Genomic DNA, 22,193 nt, shown 5'->3' with positions numbered 1-22,193 from the left:
AATCCCTCCAGCTAGACCAGCGGCGGCAGGCGGCGCTTGACCGGCGACGACTTGACGATCGAGGTGTTGGTCTGCGCCTTCTCGGCAATGCGGTCGAGGATCGTGTCGAGTTGCGCCATGTCGCGCACGAAGAGCTTGGCGATGAAGCAATCGTCGCCGGTGACCTTGTCGCATTCGACGATCTCGGGCGTGTCCTGGATCAGCCGCTCGACGATGTGCAGCATGCCCGGCATCGGCCGCACGCGGATGACCGCCTGCAGGGGATAGCCGACCTTCACCGGATTAAGCGCGATGGTAAAACCATCGAGAATGCCGCGCTCTTCCAGCTTGCGCAGGCGATCGGCCGCACTGGGCGAGGACAGCCCGGACTCCTGCGCCAGCTCCTTCAGCGACACCCGGGCGTTGGCGGCAAGAATGTCGAGGATTCGTCGGTCAATCTCGTCCAACATCACGGCACCATAAGTCATAACAGCAAACGGAACTTAGATAATTAGGCAATATAGCACAATTGCCTTCCTGTATCCATGGGAAAGGTCGCAGGCTCCGGCTATTCTCCAATCATCAACATGGAGCAGCGATCATGAACACCGAACTCAAACGTGGCAGCATCGAGATGACGGCGGCAATGCTGATCTCCGGGACCATCGGCTGGTTCGTGCTGATGTCGGGACAGCCGGTGACGAGCGTCGTGTTCTGGCGCTGCGTCTTCGGGGCGGTGACGCTCTTTGCCATCGCCTGGGCGCTCGGACTGCTCGACCGTCGCCACTTCAGCCGGAGGATGCTAGTGCTTTCCGTCCTCGGCGGCATCGCGATCGTCGTCAACTGGCTGCTGCTCTTTGCTGCCTATTCCCATGCCTCCATCTCGATCGCGACCATGGTCTACAACACCCAGCCCTTCATGCTCCTGGGGCTCGGCGCGCTGTTTCTCGGCGAGAAGATCACCACCACCAAGATCTTCTGGCTCTCTGTCTCCTTTGCCGGCATGCTCGCGATCATCGCGGCCAAGCCCGGCCAAGGCTTCGCGCCGGAGAGCTATCTGGTCGGCGTCGCCCTTTCGATCGGCGCCGCCTTCTTCTATGCGATCGCGGCGATTGCGACGAAGCTGCTCAAGGGCACGCCGCCGCATCTGATCGCACTGATCCAGGTGATCACCGGCACCCTGATGCTGGCGCCGATGGCGCTTGCGGCCCCTGCCCCGTCCGGGGGGGCGCAATGGTCGATCCTCGTCACCGTCGGCGTCATCCACACCGGGCTGATGTATGTGCTGCTTTACGGCGCGATCCAGCGACTGCCGACGCATATGACGGGAGCGCTTTCCTTCATCTATCCGATCGGCGCGATCGTCGTCGACCGCATTGCCTTCGGCCACCAGTTGCAGCCGATCCAGATCGTCGGCTCGATTGCGATCCTCATTGCCGCCGCGGGCATGAATCTCGGCTGGCAACTTCGCCTGCCCTCTTTTATCAAGCGTAGGCGCGAAGGGAGAACCGCATGATCACCTGCTACCTGAAATACGTCATCGACCCTTACAAGGCGGCCGAGTTCGAGCACTATGCCAAGCTCTGGATTCCGCTGGTCAACCGCCTCGGCGGCACGCATCACGGCTACTTCCTGCCGCATGAAGGGGCGAACAACATCGCGCTCGCGCTCTTCAGCTTTCCGAGCCTTGCCGCCTACGAGACCTATCGCAAGGAGATGACTGCGGATCCGGAATGCCAGGAAGCCTTCGCCTATGCCGAGAAGACGCGCTGCATCGTCAGCTATGAGCGCAGCTTCATGCGGCCGGTTTTCGAGTAAGCCAGTTCCGGGGTTGAGGAAGGCATCAGCAAGCGCGCGTTAGCGCCGCGCCTCCGATGCCATGCTCAGCGCGAAGCCGAACAGCGCCGTCCCCATCGCCCAGCGCTGCACCACCATGAACAGCGGCCGACCGGCGAGGAAGGCGGCGATGCCGCTGGCGGCAAGCGCGATCATCGCGTTGACCGTGACGCTGGTCATGATCTGGATCGAGCCGAAGACCAGCGACTGGCCAAGCACGTTGCCAAGCTCCGGCCGGATGAACTGGGGCAGCAGCGAGAGATAGAGCACCGCCACCTTGGGATTGAGCAAGCTCGTCAGAAACCCCATGGCGAACAGCTTCTTCGGCCCATCCTTCGGCAAATGCTTGATCTGAAAGGGCGAACGCCCACCGGGCCGCACAGCCTGCCAGGCGAGATAGAGCAGATAGCCGGCGCCGGCGATCCGAAGGGCGTCATAGGCAAAGGGCACCGCCAACAGGAGTGCGGTGATACCGAGCGCGGCCGAGACCATGTAGACGACGAAACCGAGCGCCACGCCACCGAGCGAGATCAAGCCGGCACCCGGCCCCTGGCTGATCGAGCGCGAGATCAGATAGATCATGTTCGGCCCCGGCGTCAGCACCATGCCGAGGGCAAGCAGGGCAAAGCCGATCATGTCTTTCAACTCGGGCATCGAGAGGCGCCTTTCGCTCGTTTTCTGCAAGCTCTACCGATCCGGCGCCAGCGGACAATGCGAGACTTGTCACCGGATCAATTTTGTCGCCGCGTGCCCATTGGTCGTCGCTCCTTGATTTCCTTTTTCGTCCCGTTTGCGCTAGAAACCGGCATCACCATCGGAAGGAAGTCCCATGACGCTCGCGGCCCTTATCGCCTATAGCGGCGCGCTCTTCATCGCTGCAGCCATCCCGGGCCCCGGCGTGACGGCGCTCGTCGCGCGCGCGCTCGGCTCCGGCTTTCGCGAAACCTTCTTCATGGGTCTCGGCGTCATCCTCGGCGACATGATCTACCTGACGGCGGTCGTGCTCGGGCTGGCCCTGATCGCCCAGACCTTCACCACCCTCTTCCTGGTGGTGAAACTCGCCGGCGTCCTCTATCTCGGCTATATCGCCTGGAAGCTCTGGACCGCGGGGCTGCTGCCCGAGGATATCAAGGCGAAGCCCCCGACGAATGCGGCGATGTCCTTCCTCTCGGGCCTGCTCGTCACGCTCGGAAACCCGAAGACGATGCTGTTTTATGTGGCGCTGGTGCCGACGCTGATCGACATCGCGGCGATCGGCCCGCGCGACTACGGCCTGCTGCTGACGGCAACCTTCCTTATGCTCCTGACGGTGCTCGTTCCCTACATGTTGCTCGCCGCGCGCGCACGACTTCTGCTCAAGCAACCCAAGGCACTCAAGGCGCTGAACCGCGTTGCCGCCAGCGTGCTCGCCGGAACGGCCGCCTATATCGCCGTCCGCGCGAGCTGAAAAAACTTTTCCCGAACAACGACTTCGCCGGTGGTTTTTCCTTCGGCGGATCGTCTCTCCGTGTTTGCCGTTCTGGAATTGCGCGGCCATTGTTCCTATTCTTAAAGCGCGTCGCGGATCTTCAGATCCGCTCGCCGCGCTTCAAGTTTATGGTTTTTCGCATGTCGTCATCACAAAACCGCTGCACACTTTTGTGCGACATGCTTTAGGCCAAGAGTTCACGCCCAAGGGAGAAACCGATGTCCGACACACGCAAGCCCGGCCGCGGCCGCGTCTATTCCTCGATCACGGAAACGATCGGCGATACGCCCATCGTGCGACTGGACAAGCTTGCCAAGGAAAAGGGCGTCAAGGCGAACCTGCTCGCCAAGCTCGAATTCTTCAACCCGATCGCCTCGGTCAAGGACCGCATCGGCGTGGCGATGATCGAGAGCCTGGAAGCGCAGGGCAAGATTACACCCGGCCGCACGACGCTGATCGAGCCGACCTCGGGCAATACCGGCATCGCGCTCGCCTTCGTTGCCGCCGCCAAGGGCTACAAGCTGATCCTCACCATGCCGGAGACCATGTCGGTCGAGCGGCGCAAGATGCTGGCTCTGTTCGGCGCCGAACTGGTGCTGACTGAAGGCGCCAAGGGCATGAAGGGCGCGATCGCCAAGGCGCAGGAACTGGTCGAGACGTTGCCGGACGCAGTTATTCCGCAGCAGTTCGAAAACCCGGCCAACCCGGAAATCCACCGCAAGACGACGGCGGAGGAAATCTGGAACGACACCGACGGTGCCGTCGATATCTTCGTTTCCGGCATCGGCACCGGTGGCACGATTACCGGCGCCGGGCAGGTGCTGAAAGCGCGCAAGCCGTCGATCAAGGTGATCGCCGTCGAGCCGGAGGAGTCTCCCGTGCTTTCCGGCGGCAACCCCGGACCGCACAAGATCCAGGGCATAGGCGCAGGTTTTGCCCCGGCGATCCTCGACACCACGGTTTATGACGAGATCGTCACGGTCAACAGCACTGAGGCGATCGAGGCCGCCCGCCTCGTCGCACGGCTCGAAGGCGTGCCGGTCGGCATTTCGGCAGGTGCTGCGCTGACGGCAGCGATCGAGGTCGGCCAGCGGGAAGAAAACGCCGGCAAGACCATCGTCGTCATCATCCCGTCCTTTGCCGAGCGCTATCTCTCGACGGTGCTGTTCGAGGGTCTGGGTGGTTAGTCCACTATTCTCCAACGTTCAGTAAGGGCGCCGAGGGCGCCCTTTTTTCCTTCTGCCTATCGGCCGGCGACCCCGCTTCAACTAGACTGCTCCGTGACGCCGGCGAGATTGGCGAGCGTTGAGCGAAGGCCGGCGTCGTGATCTTCCTTGGAAATCCCCTCCGGCACGTTTTCGCAGGTGACGCTGGCGCGGGTGCCATCTGCCATCGGCTCCAGCGCCCAGGTGATCCGCATCGTCTCGGCAAAGGCCGGATTGTCGGATTGAAACTCGGTCTCCTGCACCACGCACAGATCCGGCTCCAACGCGACGAAGCGGCCGGAAACGATGTCGGCATCTTGTGAGGTCTTGCCACGAGTTCCATCGTGCGGGCTGTCATAGATCAGCGCCATGCGGAAGGCGCCGCCAACATGGGGCTCAAAGGCCAGCACCTGCCCCTTCATGCCTTCGGGCGGCAACCAGACTGCCACCGCAGCAGGATCGATCAGCGCGGCATAAACCGCCGACGGCAACGCCTTGATCAGACGTTCGGCGCGATCGGTTCTTCTGCCGTTTGATGCATCCGTCATCCGGTTCACCCCCTGTCGGCCAATCACTTCAGGATGATCGTACTGGAGTTTGCGGCGGTGAAATACAGCTCATCCGCAACGTCGAGAATTTGCGCGAGATCGGCAAGCGCGCCGCTGCCCCGGGAAAGACCCGCACATCAAAAGACTGATCAGCCCGGCCAAGCGTTTCGCGCAACGGCCATGCCTGGGGAGAACATGGTGTCGGAACCTCAAAACACGAAACATGGATCGATTGCCGCAGTGGGGGCGATCGCTATGCCGCCGCCTGTAGCCGCTCGCCGGCAATGCGATAGGAAATCGCTTCGGCAAGATGAATGCGGCCGACCGTTGCGGCACCATCGAGATCGGCGAGGGTGCGGGCGACCTTCAGGACACGGTGGTAGCCGCGTGCGGAGAATTTCATCTTTTCGGCGGCGTCCCGAAGAAGCTGCAGCCCGGCCGCGTCGGGTGCCGCGATCTTCTCGATCAGCGAGGTCGACGCGCGGGCATTGCTGGTCAAGTCCGCATGGCCGAGGACGGCAAAGCGGTCGATCTGCATGGCACGGGCATGCGCGACCCGGCGGGCAACGACCTCGCTGCTTTCGGCTGCGGCCGGCTTCAGGAGATCGGCGGCGCTGACGGCCGGCACGTCGATGCGGATATCGATGCGGTCCATCAGCGGACCGGAGATGCGCGCCTGATAGTCGGACATGCAGCGCGGGCCGCGGGCGCAGCTGCGACCGGGTTCGCCGGCCATGCCGCAGCGGCAGGGGTTCATGGCGGCGACAAGCTGGATCGCGGCGGGATAGCTGACGCGGTGATTGGCACGGGCGATGATGCATTCGGCGGTCTCGAGCGGCTGGCGCAGCGCGTCGAGCACCTGCGGCGAGAATTCCGGAAATTCGTCGAGAAACAGCACGCCGTTATGGGCAAGCGACGCCTCGCCGGGCTTGGCGCGCAAGCCCCCGCCGACCATGGCGGCCATGGTCGCGGAATGGTGCGGCGTGCGGAACGGCCGTCGGTCCGACAGCTTACCGCCCGGAAGCTGCCCGGCGATCGAATGGATCATCGACACTTCGAGAAGCTCGGTCGGGTTGAGCGGCGGCAGGATCGACGGCAGGCGGGCGGCGAGCATCGACTTGCCCGATCCGGGCGGGCCAACCATCAAGAGATTGTGGTTGCCGGCAGCGGCCACCTCGAGCGCCCGCTTGGCGCTCTCCTGGCCCTTGATGTCGGCGAGATCGGGCAGGTCGGTAGCGCCCGAGCGGATTGCGGCGTCCGGCCGCGAAAGCACCTGCGTGCCGCGGAAATGGTTGGCGATCGCGATCAGGCTGCGCGGCGCCAGGATATCGATCTCGGCCCCGGCCCACGCCGCCTCGGGTCCACTTTCGGCCGGGCAGATCAGCCCTTTGCCGAGCGCATTGGCGCCGATTGCCGCCGGAAGCGCTCCGGCAACCGCCGCAATCGTACCGTCCAAATTCAGTTCCCCGATCACCACATAGGGCGCCAGCGCATCGCCCGGAATGGCGCCGAGGGCCGCCATCAGGCCGAGCGCGATGGCAAGATCGAAGTGGCTGCCTTCCTTGGGAAGGTCGGCGGGGGCGAGATTGACGGTGACCCGCTTGGCCGGCAGGGCGAGACCGGAGGCATGCAGGGCTGCCTGCACCCGCTCGCGGCTTTCGGCGACGGCCTTGTCCGGCAGGCCGACGATCTGCATCCCGACCTTGCCCGGTGCGACCATCACCTGCACATCAACAGGCAGACCCTCGATACCCTGAAATGCGACCGTGCTGACGCGCGCGACCATGCTTGCCCCCTCGCCCAGGCAGCCCGGCTATCGGGCGCCACAACCGCCCAGGGTTGCAGGCAGAAGCCTTGCACGGATTACGCACAAAAACAAGAACAATTACAGAACATTCGAAAGGAGGCGGACGCATCGGCAAAGGTGCCGTTCCGGCAAACGGCCGCGGGCGAAGGCCCGCAGCACGCTTCGTCGACCGGAGTAGTCTATCCGCTAGCGCCGATCAGGCGCGCTTGCGCTCGATCGCATCCCAGAGAAGGCTGGCGACATCGGCGCCGCCGAACTTCTTGACTTCGCGGATGCCGGTCGGCGAGGTCACGTTGATCTCGGTCATGTAGTCGCCGATGACGTCGATGCCGACGAAGAGGAAGCCGCGGGCCTTCAGCGCCGGAGCGATGCGATCGCAGATTTCCTTTTCGCGCGCCGTCAGTTCGGTCGGCTCCGGGCGGCCGCCGGCATGCATGTTGGAGCGGGCGTCATGCTCGGCCGGAACGCGGTTGATGGCGCCGACCGGCTCGCCGTCGACGAGCAGGATGCGCTTGTCGCCCTTGCGCACCGCCGGCAGGTATTCCTGGGCGATGAAGGGCTCGCGGAACATCTGGCCGAACATTTCCAGAAGAGAAGAGAGGTTGCGATCGTCGCGCGTCGAATGGAAGACGCCGGCGCCGCCATTGCCGTAGAGCGGCTTCAGGATGATGTCGCCCATCTCCTGGCGGAAGCTGGCGATTTCGGCGGGGTCGCGGGTGATCAGCGTCTTCGGCATCAGGTCGGCAAATTCGGTGACGAAGATCTTCTCCGGCGAATTGCGCACCCAGGCCGGATCATTGACGACCAGCGTCTTCGGATGCAGGCGCTCGAGAAGATGCGTCGAGGTGATGTAGGCCATGTCGAAGGGCGGATCCTGGCGGAGCAGGATGACGTCCATCGTCGAAAGATCGACACGCTCGGCTTCGCCAAGCGTGAAGTGATCGCCCTTGACGTCGCGCAGCGTCATCTGCTGCGCGCTCGCATAGACCTTGCCGTCGCGCAGCGACAGTTTCTCAGGCGTATAGTGGAAGAGACGATAGCCGCGCGACTGTGCCTCGAGGCTCATGGCGAAGGTGGAATCCCCCGCGATGTTGATGCCCGAGACATGGTCCATCTGGACCCCGACATTGACGATTTTCGCCATCTACCCATCCCTCATGGATCACGGATAGCCGTGATCGATTTCAAACCGCCGGAACGGAAGAGGACGGAAAACCGCTGCCCTCTGCCGCACTGGCAAAGCCCTCGACATGTAGAATGCGGGCGCGCCTTAGGCAAGGAGAGGCGAGCCTATTCAAAGCCCTCAATGGCGCAGGTGATGAGATCGTGGTCCGAAAGCGGACGACCGGTTTCATCGAGCGAAGGGACGACGCGGGTCTCGCCGATCTTCAAACCGCGCGACAGGAACCAGTCGAGCTTCATCGCCCGTTCCGGCCAGCGGGTGATCAAGCTCGGGCGCGTGGTCATGACGTCGAGCGGTCCGCCGTGGCGGGTAAAGCCCCTGGCAGCGCTCAAGGCAAAGAGCCCTTCGGCCTCGAAGTCGCCGCCGGCGTGGTTGCCGGTGTTGAGATCGCCGCCGATCAGCACCGGCATATCCGGAAACGTTTCATCGAGCGCATCGATCAATTCCTTGACCTGGCGCTCGCGATAGACGGCGGTCGTGGCACTTTCGAGATGAGTGGAGACTGCGACGAAGGGACCGGCTTCCGTTTCGATCACCGCGCCGATCGCGAAGCGCTCGCCGAGACGCGGCTGCTCGCCATCCGTAAACCAGAGGCGTTCGCCCCAGAGGCGCAGCATGAAGGGTCGTCCGAGCGGCACGGATGCCATCAGCGCATTGCCGTGAAACCCCTTGGCGTTGAAATCATCCTCGCAGAATTCGCGCTCCGTATCGGAGCCGAGACCCATCTCGATGAACTCGATGCCATAGGCATAGTGCATGCCGAGCGTGTCGGCGACTTCGGCGGTCGGATGACGCTGGCTGGTGCGGGCCATGCCGCTGTCCATTTCCGAAAGCAGGACGACCGGAGCATTCGTTGCGGCCAGATGCGCGGCACTTTCCGCCGGGAACAGGCAGCGTTCCAGGTTCCAGGCAGCAACGGTAAGCGGAAAGGCGAGCGGCGTATCCGACGAAGACGTGCCGCCGACCTCGATGCTGTTCATCTCCGGGCGTGCGCCCATAGCGGCGTCATGGGCCGCAATGGTGCGCACGATCGACGCAAATCCCTGGCGCAGTTCGAGCGAGGGAACGGCTAGCTGCTCTACGGTTTCAAAGATCACGATGCGGTCTCCAGGCGAAGGGTTTGCGCCGGAGCTTCGCCCGCAAACGACGTGCCGCGCTCCAGCCGCTTGCCGGTCTCCGGCGAGAAGAAATGGAGGCGGTCGACGGCGATGGTCACAGCGAGATCGCCCGACAGCGGCGTTTCCGGCGACAGCGCAATGGTGAGGGCCTGCCCCTCGATGGTGCCATGTACGAGCCGCTGGGCGCCTAGTTCCTCGACATAGTCGACCTGGAACAGCATCGCGTCTTCGCCTACGCCGGCAAGCCGGAGATCCTCGGCGCGCAGGCCAACGGTCACAGCGCCCTCCACCGGCGCGCGGCCGGCGAGGTCTATCCGGTAGAGGCCGATCTGCAGCCTGCCGCCTTCGATCTGCCCCTTGATCAGGTTCATTGCCGGCGAGCCGATGAAGCTCGCAACGAAGGTCGAGGCCGGACGGTGATAGACATCGAGCGGCTGGCCGATCTGCTCGATGCGGCCGCCGTTCAGCACCACAAGCCGATCGGCGAGCGTCATCGCCTCGAGCTGGTCGTGTGTGACATAGAGGGAGGTCGTGCCGAGCCGCTTCTGCAGCCGCTTGATCTCGCCGCGCATGGAGACGCGCAGCTTGGCGTCAAGGTTGGAAAGCGGCTCGTCGAAGAGGAAGGCCGCCGGCTTGCGCACGATGGCTCGGCCCATCGCGACGCGCTGGCGCTGGCCGCCCGAGAGAGCGCGGGGCTTGCGGGAAAGATAGGGCTCGATCTCCAGCATGCGCGCGGCTTCGGCGACGCGGGCGTCGATCTCGGCCTTCGGCGTCTTGCGGTTCTTCAGGCCGTAGGCGAGGTTTTCATAAACGGTCATGTGCGGATAGAGCGCGTAGTTCTGGAAGACCATGGCGATATCGCGCTCGGCCGGATCGACGTCGTTGATGACGCGCGAACCGATCGTCACCGTGCCCTTGGAGATCGTTTCAAGGCCAGCGACCATGCGCAGGAGCGTGGACTTGCCGCAGCCGGACGGGCCGACCAGCACGATGAATTCGCCGTCCTCGATGTCGATCGAGACGGATTTCACCGCCTCGACATTGCCGTGATAGATCTTCGAGACCTCGGCGATGGTTATGGCCGCCATGGCTGCCTCCGTTGAATTGGTAGGTTTCAGGAGCGGGCGGAACGTTCGTCCCGCCGCTGCTCCGCTTACTTGTCGCTTTCCGTCAGGCCCTTGATGAACCAGCGCTGGAAGATCACCACGATCATCACAGGCGGCAGCATGGCGAGGATCGCCAGTGCAAAGGCCTCGTTGTAATCAGGAATGTTCGAGCCGACCCAGACGAGCAGGATCTGCTTGATGCCACGCACCAGCGTGAAGAAGCCTTCGTCCGTGGTCATCAGCGTCGGCCAGAGATACTGGTTCCAGCCATAGACGAACATGATGATGAAGATCGCTGCCATCATGGTGCGCGAGAGCGGCACCAGCACATCGATGAAGAACTTGAAGGGTCCGGCGCCATCGATGCGCGCCGCCTCAAGCAGCTCGTCCGGCACCGACTTGAAGAACTGCCGGAAATAGAAGGTGCCGGTCGCAGACGCCAGCAGCGGCACGATCAGGCCGGTATAGGTGTTCGTCAGCTTCAGCGTGTTCATCACTTCGTAGGAGGGAAGGATGCGCACTTCGAGCGGCAGGAGCAGCGTCGTGAAGATCACCCAGAAGAAGAACGTCGCCAGCGGAAAGCGGAAGTAGACCAGCGCATAGGCGGCCAGCATCGACAGCACAATCTTGCCGACGGCGAAGCCCAGGCCGAGGATCATCGAGTTCAGCATCATGTTGAAGCCGGTGATCTTGCCGGTGAAGCCGCCCTCCCGCGTCAGCACGGTCTGATAGGTTTCGACGAAATGGCCACCCCAGGTGAGGCTGAGGCCATTGCGGTGGATATCGGCTGCCTCGTGCGTCGAGGTCATGAAGGCGACGACAACCGGCGCCACCATGATGAAGACGCCGAACATGAGGATGACGTGGTCGAAAATCTTGGTGCGATACATCGGCCCCACCTCAGTTGTAGTGCACGCGCCGCTCGATGAAGCGGAACTGGAAGATGGTGAGCACGAAGACGATCAGCATCAGGATCACCGACTGGGCCGAGGAGCCGCCCAGATCGTTGCCGCGGAAACCGTCCATGTAGACCTTGTAGACAAGGGTGATCGGATTGTTGGCGGCCTTGTCCTTCACCATCACGTCGATGACGCCGAAAGTGTCGAACAGCGCATAGGTGACGTTGATGATCAGAAGGAAGAAGGCGGTCGGCGCGAGCAGCGGCAGGATAACGGTCCAGAAGCGGCGGAAGCCGGAGCGGCAATCGATCGCCGCTGCCTCGCGCACCGAGACCGGAATGCCCTGAAGCCCTGAGAGGAAGAAGATGAAATTATAGGGGATCTGCTTCCACACCGAGACGACCACCATGGAGAAGGCAGTGTCGAAGTAGTTCAGGCCAACCTTGATATCCCAGCCGAACCAGCGGGCGAGCTCGACGATCGGGCCAATATGCTGATCGAAGAACATCATGCCGATGAGGCCGGCGACCGGCGGGGCAATGGCATAGACCCAGATCAGCAGCGTCCTGTAGGCGGCGTTGCCGCGGATCACGCCATCGGCCTTGACGGCGAGCAGCAGGCCGATCGACAGCGCGAAGAAGGTGACGAGCGCCGTGAAGACCGCGGTGAAGCGGGCAATGCCTAGATATTCGCCTGATTTCAGCACGTCGGTGTAGTTGGTCATGCCGACGAAGGTCGAGCCGAAGCCGAAGGGATCTTCGAGATAGAAGGACGACTGGATCGCCTGAACCGACGGCCAGTAGAAGAAGATGAAGATGATCGCGAGCTGTGGCGCGAGGAAGAGGTAAGGCAGGAACGGCGAGGAGAACTGAACGCGCTTGGCAGCGCTTTCCCCTCCGCTCGACTGGCCACCGAAAAGCCGGAAAGCGCCGAAGCGACGCCCCCCGGTCTTTGTTCCGGTCCCTCCCCGCGCCGCGGGGAGGAGATCTGTCGCGGTCGACATGGAAATCAGCCGGCGGTCTTGGCAAAGCGAGCGAGAAGCTCGTTGCCTTCCTTCTCGATCGTGTCGAAAGCGTCCTTGACGGTCGTTTCGCCCGAGAAGATGCGGCCGTATTCGCGCTCCATGATTTCGCGGATCTGCGGGTAGAAGCCGAGGCGGTAGCCCTTCGACCAGTCGCCGGCCGGCAGCATCAGCTGCTTGATGCCGACTTCGGCAACCGGCTTTTCCTTGTAGTAGCCGTCCTTCTGGGCAAGCTCGTAGGCTGCCTTGGTGATGGCCACATAGCCGGTGGCCTTGTGGTAGAAATACTGGATCTCAGGCGAGGTCAGGAACTGGAAGAAGTCGGCAACGCACTTGTTTTCTTCATCCGACTTGCCGGACATGGCAAAGAGAGCAGCACCACCGATGAAGGAGTTGGTGCCGGCGCCCTTGATGGAACCCCAGTAGGGCAGGAAGGTCGCGGAGAACGGCATCTGCGCCGTCTTCTGCAGGCCACCGAAGGAGCCCGACGAGCCGATCCAGAACGCGGCCTTGCCTTCTTCGAAGACCTTCTGGTTGTCGTTCCAGCCGGCACCGTAGAAGGCGAAATAGCCTTCGTCCTTCCAAGCCTTGAGCTTGTCGAACATCATGATGAGGTTCGGGTCGGTGACCTTCAGCTGCGTGTCGACGACGGCGTCATAGCCGTTGTTGTTGGTGGCGAACTGGATGTTGTTGCGGGAGAAGAAGTTCTCCGTGAACTGCCAGGTCAGCTGCGACTGGACGAGCGGGATGTAGCCGGCTTCCTTCAGCTTGGGCGCCGCGGCTTCGAACTCTTCCCAGGTCTTCGGCGCTTCGACGCCGGCCTTTTTCAGGGCTTCGTCGTTGATGTACATGATCGGCGCCGAGGAGTTGAACGGCATGCCGACGAACTTGCCTTCGCTGTCGGCGTAGAAGTAGCGCACGCCGTCGATGAAGGCATTGCGGTCGAAGTTGTGGCCGGCCTTGATGATCAGGTCTTCGGCCGGGATGACTGCGCCCTTGGCATTGATGATCGTGGCGGCGCCAGCGTCGAAGACCTGCAGGATGTTCGGCTGCTCGCCCGAGCGGAATGCGGCGATACCGGACGCGAGCGCTTCCTCGTAGGTGCCCTTCGAAACCGGGGTCAGCGCGCAGGCGCTCTGGGCTTCGTTGAACTTCTTGGAAACTTCATTGATGACTTCGCCGTTGCGGCCGGCCATGCCGTGCCACCAGGTGATGTTGGTTGCGGCAAACGACGACGTTGCGGAAAAAGCAATTGTAAGGGCTGCGAGCGAAAACTTCTTGAACATGACTGTCCTCTCCACCGGATTACGGATGGCAGTGGACTAGTGACCTTCAATGACAGGCTGGTTACGCTTTTGTGTCGGAACGATTACAAATTCGAGAATATGTTCCAAGTCGCGGCGCGGACGGAACGCATCAACCATTTTCTCCTCGGCCGCGCCGCCTCAGAAGGCATCCGGCAGATGCCGCGGCCAACCCCACGGCGTCACCGTGACGATATCGTAACGTACTGAAAGTCTGTTGAAATCCGGTTGTTTGGCCAGCCAGAGATCGCTCGCGGCACGTATGCGCTTTTGCGCGGTGGCCGTCACCGCGAAGACGCCTTCTTCAGCCGAGCGGCGGGCCTTCACCTCGACGCAGGCGATGAGATCGCCGCGCCGAGCGATGATGTCGATCTCGCCGAGCTTGGTGCGGTGGCGCATGGCGACGATACGGTAGCCCTTCAACAACAGGCAGAGCGCCGCGCGATACTCGGCGAGGTATCCCCGCCTGAGCGCCTTCAGCTTCCGCCGATCGCCCGCATCAGTCGTCATGGCGCTCCTTCAGTTGCAGCAGCCGGTCATAAAGTTCCTTGCGCGGCAAGCCCGTCTGGCGGGCGGCCTCGGTCGCCGCCTTGCCGGCCGGCATGTCGGCGACGAGACGCGTAAGCAACGCGTCGACATCGGCCGCTTCCGGCTCTGGTGCGGCATCCGGCGGGCCGATGACGAGCACGATCTCGCCCTTCACCGCCCCTGCCTCTTCATAATGGGCGGCAAGCTCGCCGAGCGTGCCGCGGCGGAACTCCTCGAAGGTCTTGGTGAGCTCGCGGCAGACGGCGGCCCTTCTGCCCTCGCCCAGCACCTCTGAGGCGGCCGCTACCGTTGCGGCGATCCGGTGCGGCGATTCAAAGAACATGATTGTCGCCGGCACAGTTGCCAATTCCCTGAGACGATCGCGTTTCGCCTTGTCCTTGGTCGGCAGGAAACCGGCAAAGAGGAAAGCGTCGTTCGGCAGGCCGGAACCGACGAGCGCTGCGAGCGGCGCCGAGGCGCCGGGGATTGGCACGACGCGGTGCCCGGCTTCGATCGCAAGCTGGCCCAGCCGGTAGCCGGGGTCGGAGACGAGCGGTGTGCCGGCATCGGAAACCAGCGCTACCGATCGCCCTTCGGCGAGTGCTGCAAGCAGCCGGGGGCCGGCCTCGTCCGCATTGTGCTCGTGGTAGGCATAGGGCCGGTTCACGATGCCGTAGCGGTCGAGCAGCACGCGGGTGACCCGTGTGTCTTCGCAGGCAAGCACATCGGCGCCGGCCAACGTCTCCAGCGCACGCAGAGTGATATCGCCAAGATTGCCGATCGGGGTCGCCACCAGATAGAGCGCGCCATCGAGGGGGCGGGCCGGAACGCTGACATTGTGCAGGCGATAGCTGCGCTCCCTCTGTCCGCCGGCCGGTTCCGCTGTCTTCTGTTTTTCCACCTGTAACGTCCTGATCGTGCTCGCCGATGTGTCTATCCGGTCTTTATGAGTGAGCCACCATGGCAGAGCAAGGGCAAGGCAGGGGGCTACGCGCCGCATCTGGGGACAGAACCCTTCAAACCCCTTGCTTTCCGGGCGCTGTTTCTGCCATTTTGCCGGTCCACAACTTTCCGGTCCGTCGGCCGGGACACTCGCAGTTGACGCTCAGGCGGGCGCCTCGTCCGCCGGGCAATGGTTGAAAGCGGCATCCCATGCGCATTACTCTCGAGCGGTCCAACCTCCTGAAATCGCTGAACCACGTGCACCGCGTGGTGGAGCGGCGAAACACGATCCCGATCCTCTCGAACGTGCTTCTGCGTTCCGACGGCGCCAGCCTCGAAATGAAGGCGACCGACCTCGACCTCGAGATTACCGAGGCGACGCCGGCGCAGGTGGAACAGGCAGGCGCGACCACCGTGCCGGCGCACCTGCTCTACGACATTGTTCGCAAGCTGCCCGACGGTTCGGAAGTGCTGCTCGCCACAAATGCCGAGGGCACGGCGATGACCGTCGCCTCGGGCCGATCCAAGTTCTCGCTGCAGTGCCTGCCGCAATCCGACTTCCCGGATCTGACCGCCGGCAGCTTCTCGCACTCGTTCCGCCTCAAGGCGACCGACCTCAAGATGTTGATCGATCGCACCCAGTTCGCGATCTCGACCGAGGAAACCCGCTACTATCTCAACGGCATCTTCGTGCACACCGTCGAGAGCAAGGGCGAGCTGAAGCTGCGCGCCGTTGCCACCGACGGCCACCGTCTGGCGCGCGCCGACGTGGAAGCGCCATCCGGTTCCGAGGGCATGCCGGGCATCATCATCCCGCGCAAGACCGTCAGCGAACTGCAGAAGCTGCTCGACAATCCGGATCTCGTCGTCACGGTCGAAGTGTCCGATGCCAAGATCCGCCTCACCATCGGCTCGATCGTCATGACCTCGAAGCTGATCGACGGCACGTTCCCGGATTACCAGCGCGTGATCCCAGCCAACAACGACAAGGAACTGCGCGTCGATTGCCAGTCCTTCGCCCAGGCCGTCGATCGCGTATCGACGATCTCGTCGGAGCGCGGCCGCGCCGTCAAGCTGGCGCTGAACGAAGGCCAGATGACGCTGACGGTCAACAATCCGGATTCCGGCAGTGCTACCGAAGAACTGCCCGTCGGCTACGATCACGATCCGCTCGAGATCGGCTTCAACGCCAAGTATCTGCTCGACATCACCTCGCAGCTGACCGGCACCGATGCGATCTTCATGCTGGCCGATCCAGGTTCGCCGACGCTCGTTCGCGATCTTGCCGCTGAAGATGCGCTCTACGTGCTCATGCCGATGCGCGTGTAACCGGGTCTGACGCGAGGCGAAATGCCAACCCGTCACGCCCACGCGTGGCGGGTTTTTTGTTGGTCGATCCATCCGGCGGCTGTTGATAAGCGGACGCTTTCAGGCGCAGATAGACTTGTTTTTGCCGCAGATGGGGACACATTATGATTGCCGCCGTCCAAGCCGGCTCGAATCATCGAGCGGGGACATAAGCGGGCGGCCGTATGAGGAGAGGACGACGGTTTTGAGGGGTTCAATGAATTTGCGCGTGAAGGTGAAGGAACGGCTCGGACGGAAGTTCGATGAGGAAATTCGCTTTTTCAAGGGATGGATGAGCAATGCCAAGGCTGTCGGCGCAATTCTGCCGACCTCTTCCGTCACCGCGCGCCGAATGGCGAGTGTAATCAATCCAGCTTCGGGCCTGCCGGTGCTTGAGCTCGGCCCCGGCACGGGCGTCATTACCAAGGCGATTCTGGAACGCGGCCTGCCCGCAGAGAGCCTTGTCTCGGTCGAATACTCCACCGACTTCTATAACCAGCTCAGGGCCAACTTCGCCGGCGTGAACTTCGTCAATGGCGACGCCTTCGATCTGGAACACACTCTTGGCGAACTGAAGGGCCAGACCTTCGACAGCGTCGTCTCTGCGGTTCCGCTCCTGAACTTCCCCATGCATCGGCGCGTCGAACTGATCGATGACCTGCTGTCGCGCATCCCGGTCGGTCGGCCGGTGGTGCAGATTTCCTACGGGCCGCTTTCGCCCGTCGTCGCCATGCCGGATCGTTACAGCATCCAGCATCTCGACTTCGTCGTGCGCAACATCCCGCCGGCACAGCTCTGGGTCTATCGCCGGGCGCACTGACGGGATGCTCGGCGTCTACGTCACCCATCCGCAGGTCCAGATCGATCCGGACGTGCCCGTCCCCAAATGGGGGCTTTCGGCTGTTGGCCGCGAGCGCGCGGCCCTCACCGCATCATTGCCGTGGGTGCGTTCGCTCGGGAGGATCGTCTCGAGCGACGAAACCAAGGCGGTCGAGACGGCACAACTGCTGGCCGATGCGGCCGGCACCACCGTCGAGATCCATCACGACATGGGCGAGAACGATCGCTCCGCCACGGGCTTCCTGCCGCCGCCGGAATTCGAGAAGGCGGCCGACTGGTTCTTCGCCAATCCGACCGAGAGCTTCAAGGGCTGGGAGCGCGCGATCGACGCCCAGACCCGCATCGCGGACGCGATCCTTCGCGTCCTCGACGTCCACGATCCGAAGATCCCGATCGCCTTCGTCGGCCATGGCGGCGTCGGCACCCTCCTGAAATGCCGGCTGCTCGGCGCGCCGATCTCGCGTGCCGCCGACCAGAAGGGTGGTGGCGGCGGCAACGTCTTCGCTTTCCGCCTTGCGGATCGAGCCGTCGCGTGCGACTGGACCCCGATGGAACACTGGCAGGGGATGTAGACGATGACCGAAACCGCGCGCGACAGACTGATCGTAGGCCTCGACCTTCCGACGATCACCGATGCCGAGAAGATCGTCTCGACGCTCGGAAACGACGTCTCCTTCTACAAGATCGGCTATCAGCTAGTCTTTGCCGGCGGGCTCGAGTTCGCGCGCGACCTTGCCAAGAGCGGGAAAAAGGTCTTCCTCGACATGAAGCTGCTCGACATCGACAACACGGTTGCCAAGGGCGTCGAGAACATCGTGAAGATGGGCATGTCGATGCTGACCCTGCACGCCTATCCGAAGGCCATGAAGGCGGCCGTCGAGGCTGCGAAAGGCTCCGATCTCTGCCTGCTCGGCGTCACGGTGCTGACCTCCATGGACGAGCAGGACGTGATCGACGCCGGCTACGAATACGATCCGCACACGTTGGTGCTGCGCCGGGCCGAACAGGCACGCGCGGCCGGCATGGGGGGCATCGTCTGTTCGGCAGAAGAATCGGCTGCGGTTCGCAAGATCATCGGCCCGAACATGGCGCTGGTGACGCCGGGCATCCGCCCTGCCGGCGCCGACAAGGGCGACCAGAAGCGGGTGATGACGCCGGCCGAAGCCCTGAAGGCCGGATCCAGTCATCTCGTCGTCGCGCGCCCAATCGTCGCAGTCGCCGAGCCGCTCGCCGCCGCGCGCGCAATCCTCGCGGAAATGGACGGCGCACTCGCGCGCTGACGCGAGGAACGCTCCCCGCACGCAGCGACCGCGCCGATCCGCTTGACCTCGACCCAAATTTGCCGGAAGTAACACTCCCGTCAGCCTACAGCGCCGCAAAACGAGGAGCTCAAAAATGGCCAAGGGATACTGGATCGCGCGGGTCGATGTCCGCGATACCGAGCGGTACAAGGATTATGTGGCGGCTGCAAAGCCGGCCTTCGAGAAATACGGCGCGAATTTTCTCGCGCGCGGCGGTGAACACCAGCGCCTGGAAGGCGGCGTGCGCGCCCGCAACGTCGTCATCGAGTTTCCGTCGCTGCAGGCCGCGGTCGACTGTTACAACTCACCCGAATACCAGATTGCCGCCGCGATCCGCCAGGAAGTCGCCGACGCAGAGATGGTCGTCGTCGAAGGCGTCTGACGACCCACCATCATCATCTTCCGACAGACCCGACAAGCCGCGTGGATTGGCCTTCACCTCTCGCGGCTGTTGGGCTATGTAGCAATCAATTCTTTCCTCTGCGATCAGGAGTGCGTTTCCCATGACCTTGTCCAACCTTCCGCCGCTGGTGACGATTTTCGGCGGATCCGGGTTCGTCGGCCGTCATGTCGTGCGCGCGCTCGCCAAGCGCGGCTACCGCATTCGCGTCGCCGTTCGCCGGCCTGACCTTGCCGGTCACCTGCAACCACTCGGCAATGTCGGCCAGATCTCCTTCGTGCAGGCGAACCTGCGCTACCGCAAGTCGGTGGACCGCGCCGTCGAAGGCTCCGACCACGTCATCAACTGCGTCGGCGTGCTCTTTGAAAGCGGCCGCAACACCTTCGACGCCGTCCAGGATTTCGGCGCACGTGCCGTTGCGGAAGCAGCGCGTAGCGTCGGCGCAACGCTGACACACATCTCGGCAATCGGCGCGGACGCTTCCTCGCCGTCGAACTACGCCCGCAGCAAGGGTCGCGCCGAGGCGGCAATCCTTGAAACGAAGCCCGACGCGATCATCCTGCGCCCCTCGATCGTCTTCGGTCCCGAGGACGGGTTCTTCAACAAGTTCGCCGACATGGCGCGCTTCTCGCCGGTCCTGCCGCTGATCGGCGGCGGCCACACCAAGTTCCAGCCCGTCTACGTGACCGATGTCGCCGAGGCGGTGGCGCGCGCTGTCGACGGCAAGATTGCCAAGGGCAAGATTTACGAACTCGGCGGCCCCGATGTCCTGAGCTTCCGCGATTGTCTCGAGATCATGCTCAACACGATCGACCGCAAGCGTCCGCTCGTCTCGCTTCCCTTCGGCGTCGCGTCCTTCATCGGCAGCATCGCCTCGATGGTGCCCTTCGTCACGCCGCCGCTCACGGCCGACCAAGTGGTGTTGCTGAAATCCGACAATGTCGTCTCGGCAAAGGCGGTTTCGGAAGGACGCACGCTCTCCGGCATCGGCATCGATCCGACGATGCTGGAGCCGATCCTGCCGACCTATCTGGTGCGCTATCGCCCGCAGGGCCAGTATACCCGCAGCGGCCGCGCCGCCTGATCGGCTCCAAAGCCAATTTCTTTTAAACGGCCGCCGGTACCCACCGGTGGCCGTTTTTCTGTGGCATCGAGGCAACAGCGTTGCAGTTCTGCCGCAGTTAACAAAGCGAATGGCATTTACCGCAAATTCAACATGTCCTGATATTGATCATGTCATATCCAGCGACTAAACACCGCCTCGCGCCCCGATCGCAAGGCACGGCGGCGGCAGCATCAATCTCGAAAGGCATCGCGTCCATGGGCAAGTCGATCGCAATCTTTTTTGCGTGTGCGGCACTGATCATTCTGGCTGGCTCATTCATGGCGCCGAACACGGTCGCCAGCAGCGGCAAGGATTGTGCGCCGGCCTATGGCGTCGATCCGTGCACGACGGCATCGATCGACCTTTCCGGCAACTAAGGCCGGCGCCCTCTGGATCATGCAATTCCTGGAATTGCGTTTGGGGCATCTAAAGTTATTGGCGGGGGCCAGCGGCCGCGTGCGTTTCACCTTGAAACGCACGCGGCTTTGTTTTTAGGGCCGGCCCAGGCCCGGAGAAAACCGAGGGTAAAGAAAAAGGCGCGTCCGTGACGCGCCTTTTTTCGTTTGGGCCGTTGATGATGCCGCTCAGCCGAGCAGCCAGAGGCCGATCAGGCCGGCGGTACCGACGATAATGCGCCAGATGGCGAAGGGCGTGAACCCACGCCGCGAGACGAAGTCGAGCAGCGAACGTACGACGAAGACGCCGGCGACGAAGGCCGCAATGAAGCCGACGGCGATCAGAGTGAAATCGTCGAAGGAGAGCGCGTCGCGGTTCTTGTAAAGATCCAGCGTGAAGGCGCCGAGCATGGTCGGCATCGCCAGGAAGAACGAGAACTCCGCAGCCGAGCGCTTGTCGGTTCCCATCAGCAAGGCACCGGCGATCGTGGCGCCGGAACGCGAGGTGCCGGGGATCATCGCCAGGCACTGGAACAGGCCGATCTTCAGCGCCAGCGACGGCGGATAGTCCATCACGTCCTTGTAGCGCGGCTTCAGCGGCAGATGGTCGATCGCATAAAGGATGAAGCCGCCGACGATCAGCACGATGCAGATCAGCACAGGCGTTTCGAACAGCACCGTCTTGATGAAATCATGGGCGATCGCACCGATGACGGCTGCCGGCAAAAAGGCGATCAGCACGGACAGGACGAAGCGACGCGCCTTGATGCTCGTCGGCAGCGCCAGCGCAATCGACAGAAGCTTCTGGAAATAGACGAGCAGGATCGCCAGAATGGCGCCGAGCTGGATGAGGACGGCGAAGGTGTTGCCAGGCGACTTGAAACCGAGGAAGTGGCCGGCGAGGAGGACATGCGCCGTCGACGAGACAGGGATAAACTCCGTCAAGCCCTCGATGAGCCCGAGGACGAGCGCGCTGATGATCGATTGATCCGCCATGTATGAGATTTTCCTGACAAGTTTTGGAGTGGGAGGAAAAGGCTGATTCGCTTGTGTTTACCACCACAAATTTCTATAGCTTTATCACAGGAGCCGTGGCCAGACGCTTGCGCCGCCACGCTGACGCCCCCAGAAAAAAGACGCTGAGAAGCCAGATCATCGATGCCGACACTGTATCATCACCCCATGTCCTCCGCTTCACGCTTCGTTCGCCTTATCCTCTCGGAATATGGCTATCAGACGGAATTGTCCGAGGAGCAGCCCTGGGAGAACCGGCGCGACTTCCTGGCCCTGAACCCGGCCGGGACGCTACCGGTCTATGTTGACGACAGTATGAGAGCGCTCTGTGGCGCCACGATCATCTCGGAATATCTCGACGAGACGAATGGAATCATGAAGCGGGATCGCAGGCTTCTGGCCGAGGACCCGTTCCAGCGCGCGGAAATCCGGCGCCTCGTCGAATGGTTCCTGCAGAAGATGGAAGCGGACGTCACCCGGCCGCTGGTGCGCGAACGCATCTTCAAGCTGCAGATGACCCCGGACCAGGGCGGCGGCGCACCGGACAGCAAGATCCTGCGCACGTCGCGCGCCAATATCCGCCAGCATATGAAGTATCTCTCCTGGCTCGCCGGTTCGCGCACCTGGCTTGCCGGTGACCGCATCTCCTATGCGGACCTTGCAGCGGCAGCGACAGTGTCCGTGCTCGATTACCTCGGCGAGATCGACTGGTCGGATGCCCCGACCGCCAAGGAGTGGTACCAGCGGCTGAAGTCCCGCCCCTCCTTCCGCCCGCTGCTCTCCGAGCGTGTACGCGGCGTGACCCCGGTTCCGCACTATGCGGACCTCGACTTCTGAGGCTGAAGCT

The 22,193-nt window shown here is 62.8% G+C and carries 25 protein-coding genes; 12 read left to right on the top strand and 13 right to left on the bottom strand.

The window, feature by feature from the left end:
- Positions 1–11: 11 nt before the first annotated feature.
- Complete coding sequence (locus LAC81_RS20205; protein WP_113536691.1) at positions 12–449, bottom strand: Lrp/AsnC family transcriptional regulator; 438 nt, start codon at positions 447–449, stop codon at positions 12–14.
- Positions 450–580: 131 nt separating this feature from the next.
- On the opposite strand from LAC81_RS20205, the gene LAC81_RS20200 reads away from it, so the two are divergent.
- Together LAC81_RS20200 and LAC81_RS20195 are read left to right on the top strand one after the other, a co-directional pair.
- Positions 581–1,495: a DMT family transporter gene (locus LAC81_RS20200; protein ID WP_223726204.1), complete on the top strand. Its 915-nt coding sequence runs from the start codon at positions 581–583 to the stop codon at positions 1,493–1,495.
- Entirely contained in the window at positions 1,492–1,797 is a 306-nt protein-coding gene (locus LAC81_RS20195; protein WP_223726203.1) for an NIPSNAP family protein, read from the top strand. The genes LAC81_RS20200 and LAC81_RS20195 overlap by 4 nt, the downstream gene beginning before the upstream one ends.
- Positions 1,798–1,836: 39 nt before the next feature.
- Here LAC81_RS20195 and LAC81_RS20190 read toward each other — a convergent pair whose 3' ends face one another.
- Positions 1,837–2,469: a LysE family translocator gene (locus tag LAC81_RS20190; RefSeq protein WP_113536694.1), complete on the bottom strand. Its 633-nt coding sequence runs from the start codon at positions 2,467–2,469 to the stop codon at positions 1,837–1,839.
- Positions 2,470–2,644: 175 nt separating this feature from the next.
- On the opposite strand from LAC81_RS20190, the gene LAC81_RS20185 reads away from it, so the two are divergent.
- Together LAC81_RS20185 and cysK are read left to right on the top strand one after the other, a co-directional pair.
- Positions 2,645–3,262 (top strand): LysE family translocator, encoded by a 618-nt coding sequence (locus LAC81_RS20185; protein ID WP_223726202.1) that lies wholly within the window; start codon positions 2,645–2,647, stop codon positions 3,260–3,262.
- Positions 3,263–3,501: 239 nt separating this feature from the next.
- On the top strand, positions 3,502–4,470 hold the full coding sequence (gene cysK, locus LAC81_RS20180; protein WP_223726201.1) for a cysteine synthase A: 969 nt from the start codon (positions 3,502–3,504) through the stop codon (positions 4,468–4,470).
- Positions 4,471–4,547: 77 nt separating this feature from the next.
- On the opposite strand, the gene LAC81_RS20175 is transcribed toward cysK, so the two are convergent.
- The 10 genes from LAC81_RS20175 to rsmI form a co-directional block, all read right to left on the bottom strand.
- On the bottom strand, positions 4,548–5,036 hold the full coding sequence (locus LAC81_RS20175; RefSeq protein WP_223726200.1) for an SRPBCC domain-containing protein: 489 nt from the start codon (positions 5,034–5,036) through the stop codon (positions 4,548–4,550).
- A gap of 253 nt (positions 5,037–5,289) precedes the next feature.
- Positions 5,290–6,822 carry a YifB family Mg chelatase-like AAA ATPase gene (locus LAC81_RS20170; protein ID WP_223726199.1) on the bottom strand — a complete coding sequence of 511 codons (1,533 nt, stop codon included), beginning with the start codon at positions 6,820–6,822 and terminating at the stop codon, positions 5,290–5,292.
- Positions 6,823–7,039: 217 nt separating this feature from the next.
- Entirely contained in the window at positions 7,040–7,987 is a 948-nt protein-coding gene (gshB, locus tag LAC81_RS20165) for a glutathione synthase (RefSeq protein WP_223726198.1), read from the bottom strand.
- A 146-nt stretch (positions 7,988–8,133) separates the two neighbouring features.
- On the bottom strand, positions 8,134–9,123 hold the full coding sequence (locus LAC81_RS20160; protein WP_223726197.1) for an endonuclease/exonuclease/phosphatase family protein: 990 nt from the start codon (positions 9,121–9,123) through the stop codon (positions 8,134–8,136).
- A complete protein-coding gene (locus LAC81_RS20155; RefSeq protein ID WP_223726196.1) occupies positions 9,120–10,232 on the bottom strand; it encodes a sn-glycerol-3-phosphate import ATP-binding protein UgpC in 1,113 nt (370 codons plus the stop codon). Before LAC81_RS20155 ends, LAC81_RS20160 begins: the two co-directional genes overlap by 4 nt.
- A 65-nt stretch (positions 10,233–10,297) precedes the next feature.
- Positions 10,298–11,140, bottom strand: a complete 843-nt coding sequence (gene ugpE, locus LAC81_RS20150) for a sn-glycerol-3-phosphate ABC transporter permease UgpE (RefSeq protein WP_113536701.1) — start codon at positions 11,138–11,140, stop codon at positions 10,298–10,300.
- A gap of 10 nt (positions 11,141–11,150) precedes the next feature.
- Entirely contained in the window at positions 11,151–12,152 is a 1,002-nt protein-coding gene (locus tag LAC81_RS20145) for an ABC transporter permease subunit (protein WP_223726195.1), read from the bottom strand.
- Positions 12,153–12,157: 5 nt separating this feature from the next.
- Entirely contained in the window at positions 12,158–13,456 is a 1,299-nt protein-coding gene (locus LAC81_RS20140; protein ID WP_223726194.1) for an extracellular solute-binding protein, read from the bottom strand.
- Between the two features lie 159 nt (positions 13,457–13,615).
- Entirely contained in the window at positions 13,616–13,984 is a 369-nt protein-coding gene (locus LAC81_RS20135; RefSeq protein WP_223726193.1) for a YraN family protein, read from the bottom strand.
- Positions 13,974–15,002, bottom strand: a complete 1,029-nt coding sequence (rsmI, locus tag LAC81_RS20130) for a 16S rRNA (cytidine(1402)-2'-O)-methyltransferase (RefSeq protein ID WP_419195786.1) — start codon at positions 15,000–15,002, stop codon at positions 13,974–13,976. The genes LAC81_RS20135 and rsmI overlap by 11 nt, the downstream gene beginning before the upstream one ends.
- Positions 15,003–15,154: 152 nt before the next feature.
- Here rsmI and dnaN point away from each other — a divergent pair, with 152 nt between their 5' ends.
- The 7 genes from dnaN (at position 15,155) to LAC81_RS20095 (ending at position 20,314) form a co-directional block, all read left to right on the top strand.
- Positions 15,155–16,273 (top strand): DNA polymerase III subunit beta, encoded by a 1,119-nt coding sequence (gene dnaN, locus LAC81_RS20125; protein WP_223726191.1) that lies wholly within the window; start codon positions 15,155–15,157, stop codon positions 16,271–16,273.
- A 235-nt stretch (positions 16,274–16,508) separates the two neighbouring features.
- Positions 16,509–17,111 (top strand): phospholipid N-methyltransferase PmtA, encoded by a 603-nt coding sequence (pmtA, locus tag LAC81_RS20120; protein ID WP_113536706.1) that lies wholly within the window; start codon positions 16,509–16,511, stop codon positions 17,109–17,111.
- A gap of 4 nt (positions 17,112–17,115) precedes the next feature.
- A complete protein-coding gene (locus LAC81_RS20115; RefSeq protein WP_223726190.1) occupies positions 17,116–17,703 on the top strand; it encodes a histidine phosphatase family protein in 588 nt (195 codons plus the stop codon).
- 3 nt (positions 17,704–17,706) lie between these two features.
- Entirely contained in the window at positions 17,707–18,411 is a 705-nt protein-coding gene (gene pyrF, locus LAC81_RS20110) for an orotidine-5'-phosphate decarboxylase (RefSeq protein ID WP_223726189.1), read from the top strand.
- 115 nt (positions 18,412–18,526) lie between these two features.
- A complete protein-coding gene (locus tag LAC81_RS20105; RefSeq protein ID WP_113536709.1) occupies positions 18,527–18,814 on the top strand; it encodes a DUF1330 domain-containing protein in 288 nt (95 codons plus the stop codon).
- A gap of 121 nt (positions 18,815–18,935) precedes the next feature.
- On the top strand, positions 18,936–19,916 hold the full coding sequence (locus LAC81_RS20100; RefSeq protein ID WP_223726188.1) for a complex I NDUFA9 subunit family protein: 981 nt from the start codon (positions 18,936–18,938) through the stop codon (positions 19,914–19,916).
- A 236-nt stretch (positions 19,917–20,152) separates the two neighbouring features.
- A complete protein-coding gene (locus LAC81_RS20095) occupies positions 20,153–20,314 on the top strand; it encodes a hypothetical protein (protein WP_043615437.1) in 162 nt (53 codons plus the stop codon).
- 207 nt (positions 20,315–20,521) lie between these two features.
- On the opposite strand, the gene LAC81_RS20090 is transcribed toward LAC81_RS20095, so the two are convergent.
- Positions 20,522–21,328: an undecaprenyl-diphosphate phosphatase gene (locus LAC81_RS20090; protein WP_223726187.1), complete on the bottom strand. Its 807-nt coding sequence runs from the start codon at positions 21,326–21,328 to the stop codon at positions 20,522–20,524.
- A 162-nt stretch (positions 21,329–21,490) separates the two neighbouring features.
- On the opposite strand from LAC81_RS20090, the gene LAC81_RS20085 reads away from it, so the two are divergent.
- Positions 21,491–22,183, top strand: coding sequence for a glutathione S-transferase family protein (locus LAC81_RS20085; RefSeq protein WP_113536712.1), 693 nt, complete (start codon positions 21,491–21,493; stop codon positions 22,181–22,183).
- Positions 22,184–22,193: the final 10 nt, after the last annotated feature.

This window comes from Ensifer adhaerens, from assembly GCF_020035535.1.
Classification (GTDB): domain Bacteria; phylum Pseudomonadota; class Alphaproteobacteria; order Rhizobiales; family Rhizobiaceae; genus Ensifer.
This window is presented reverse-complemented; position numbering and strand designations above follow the sequence as displayed.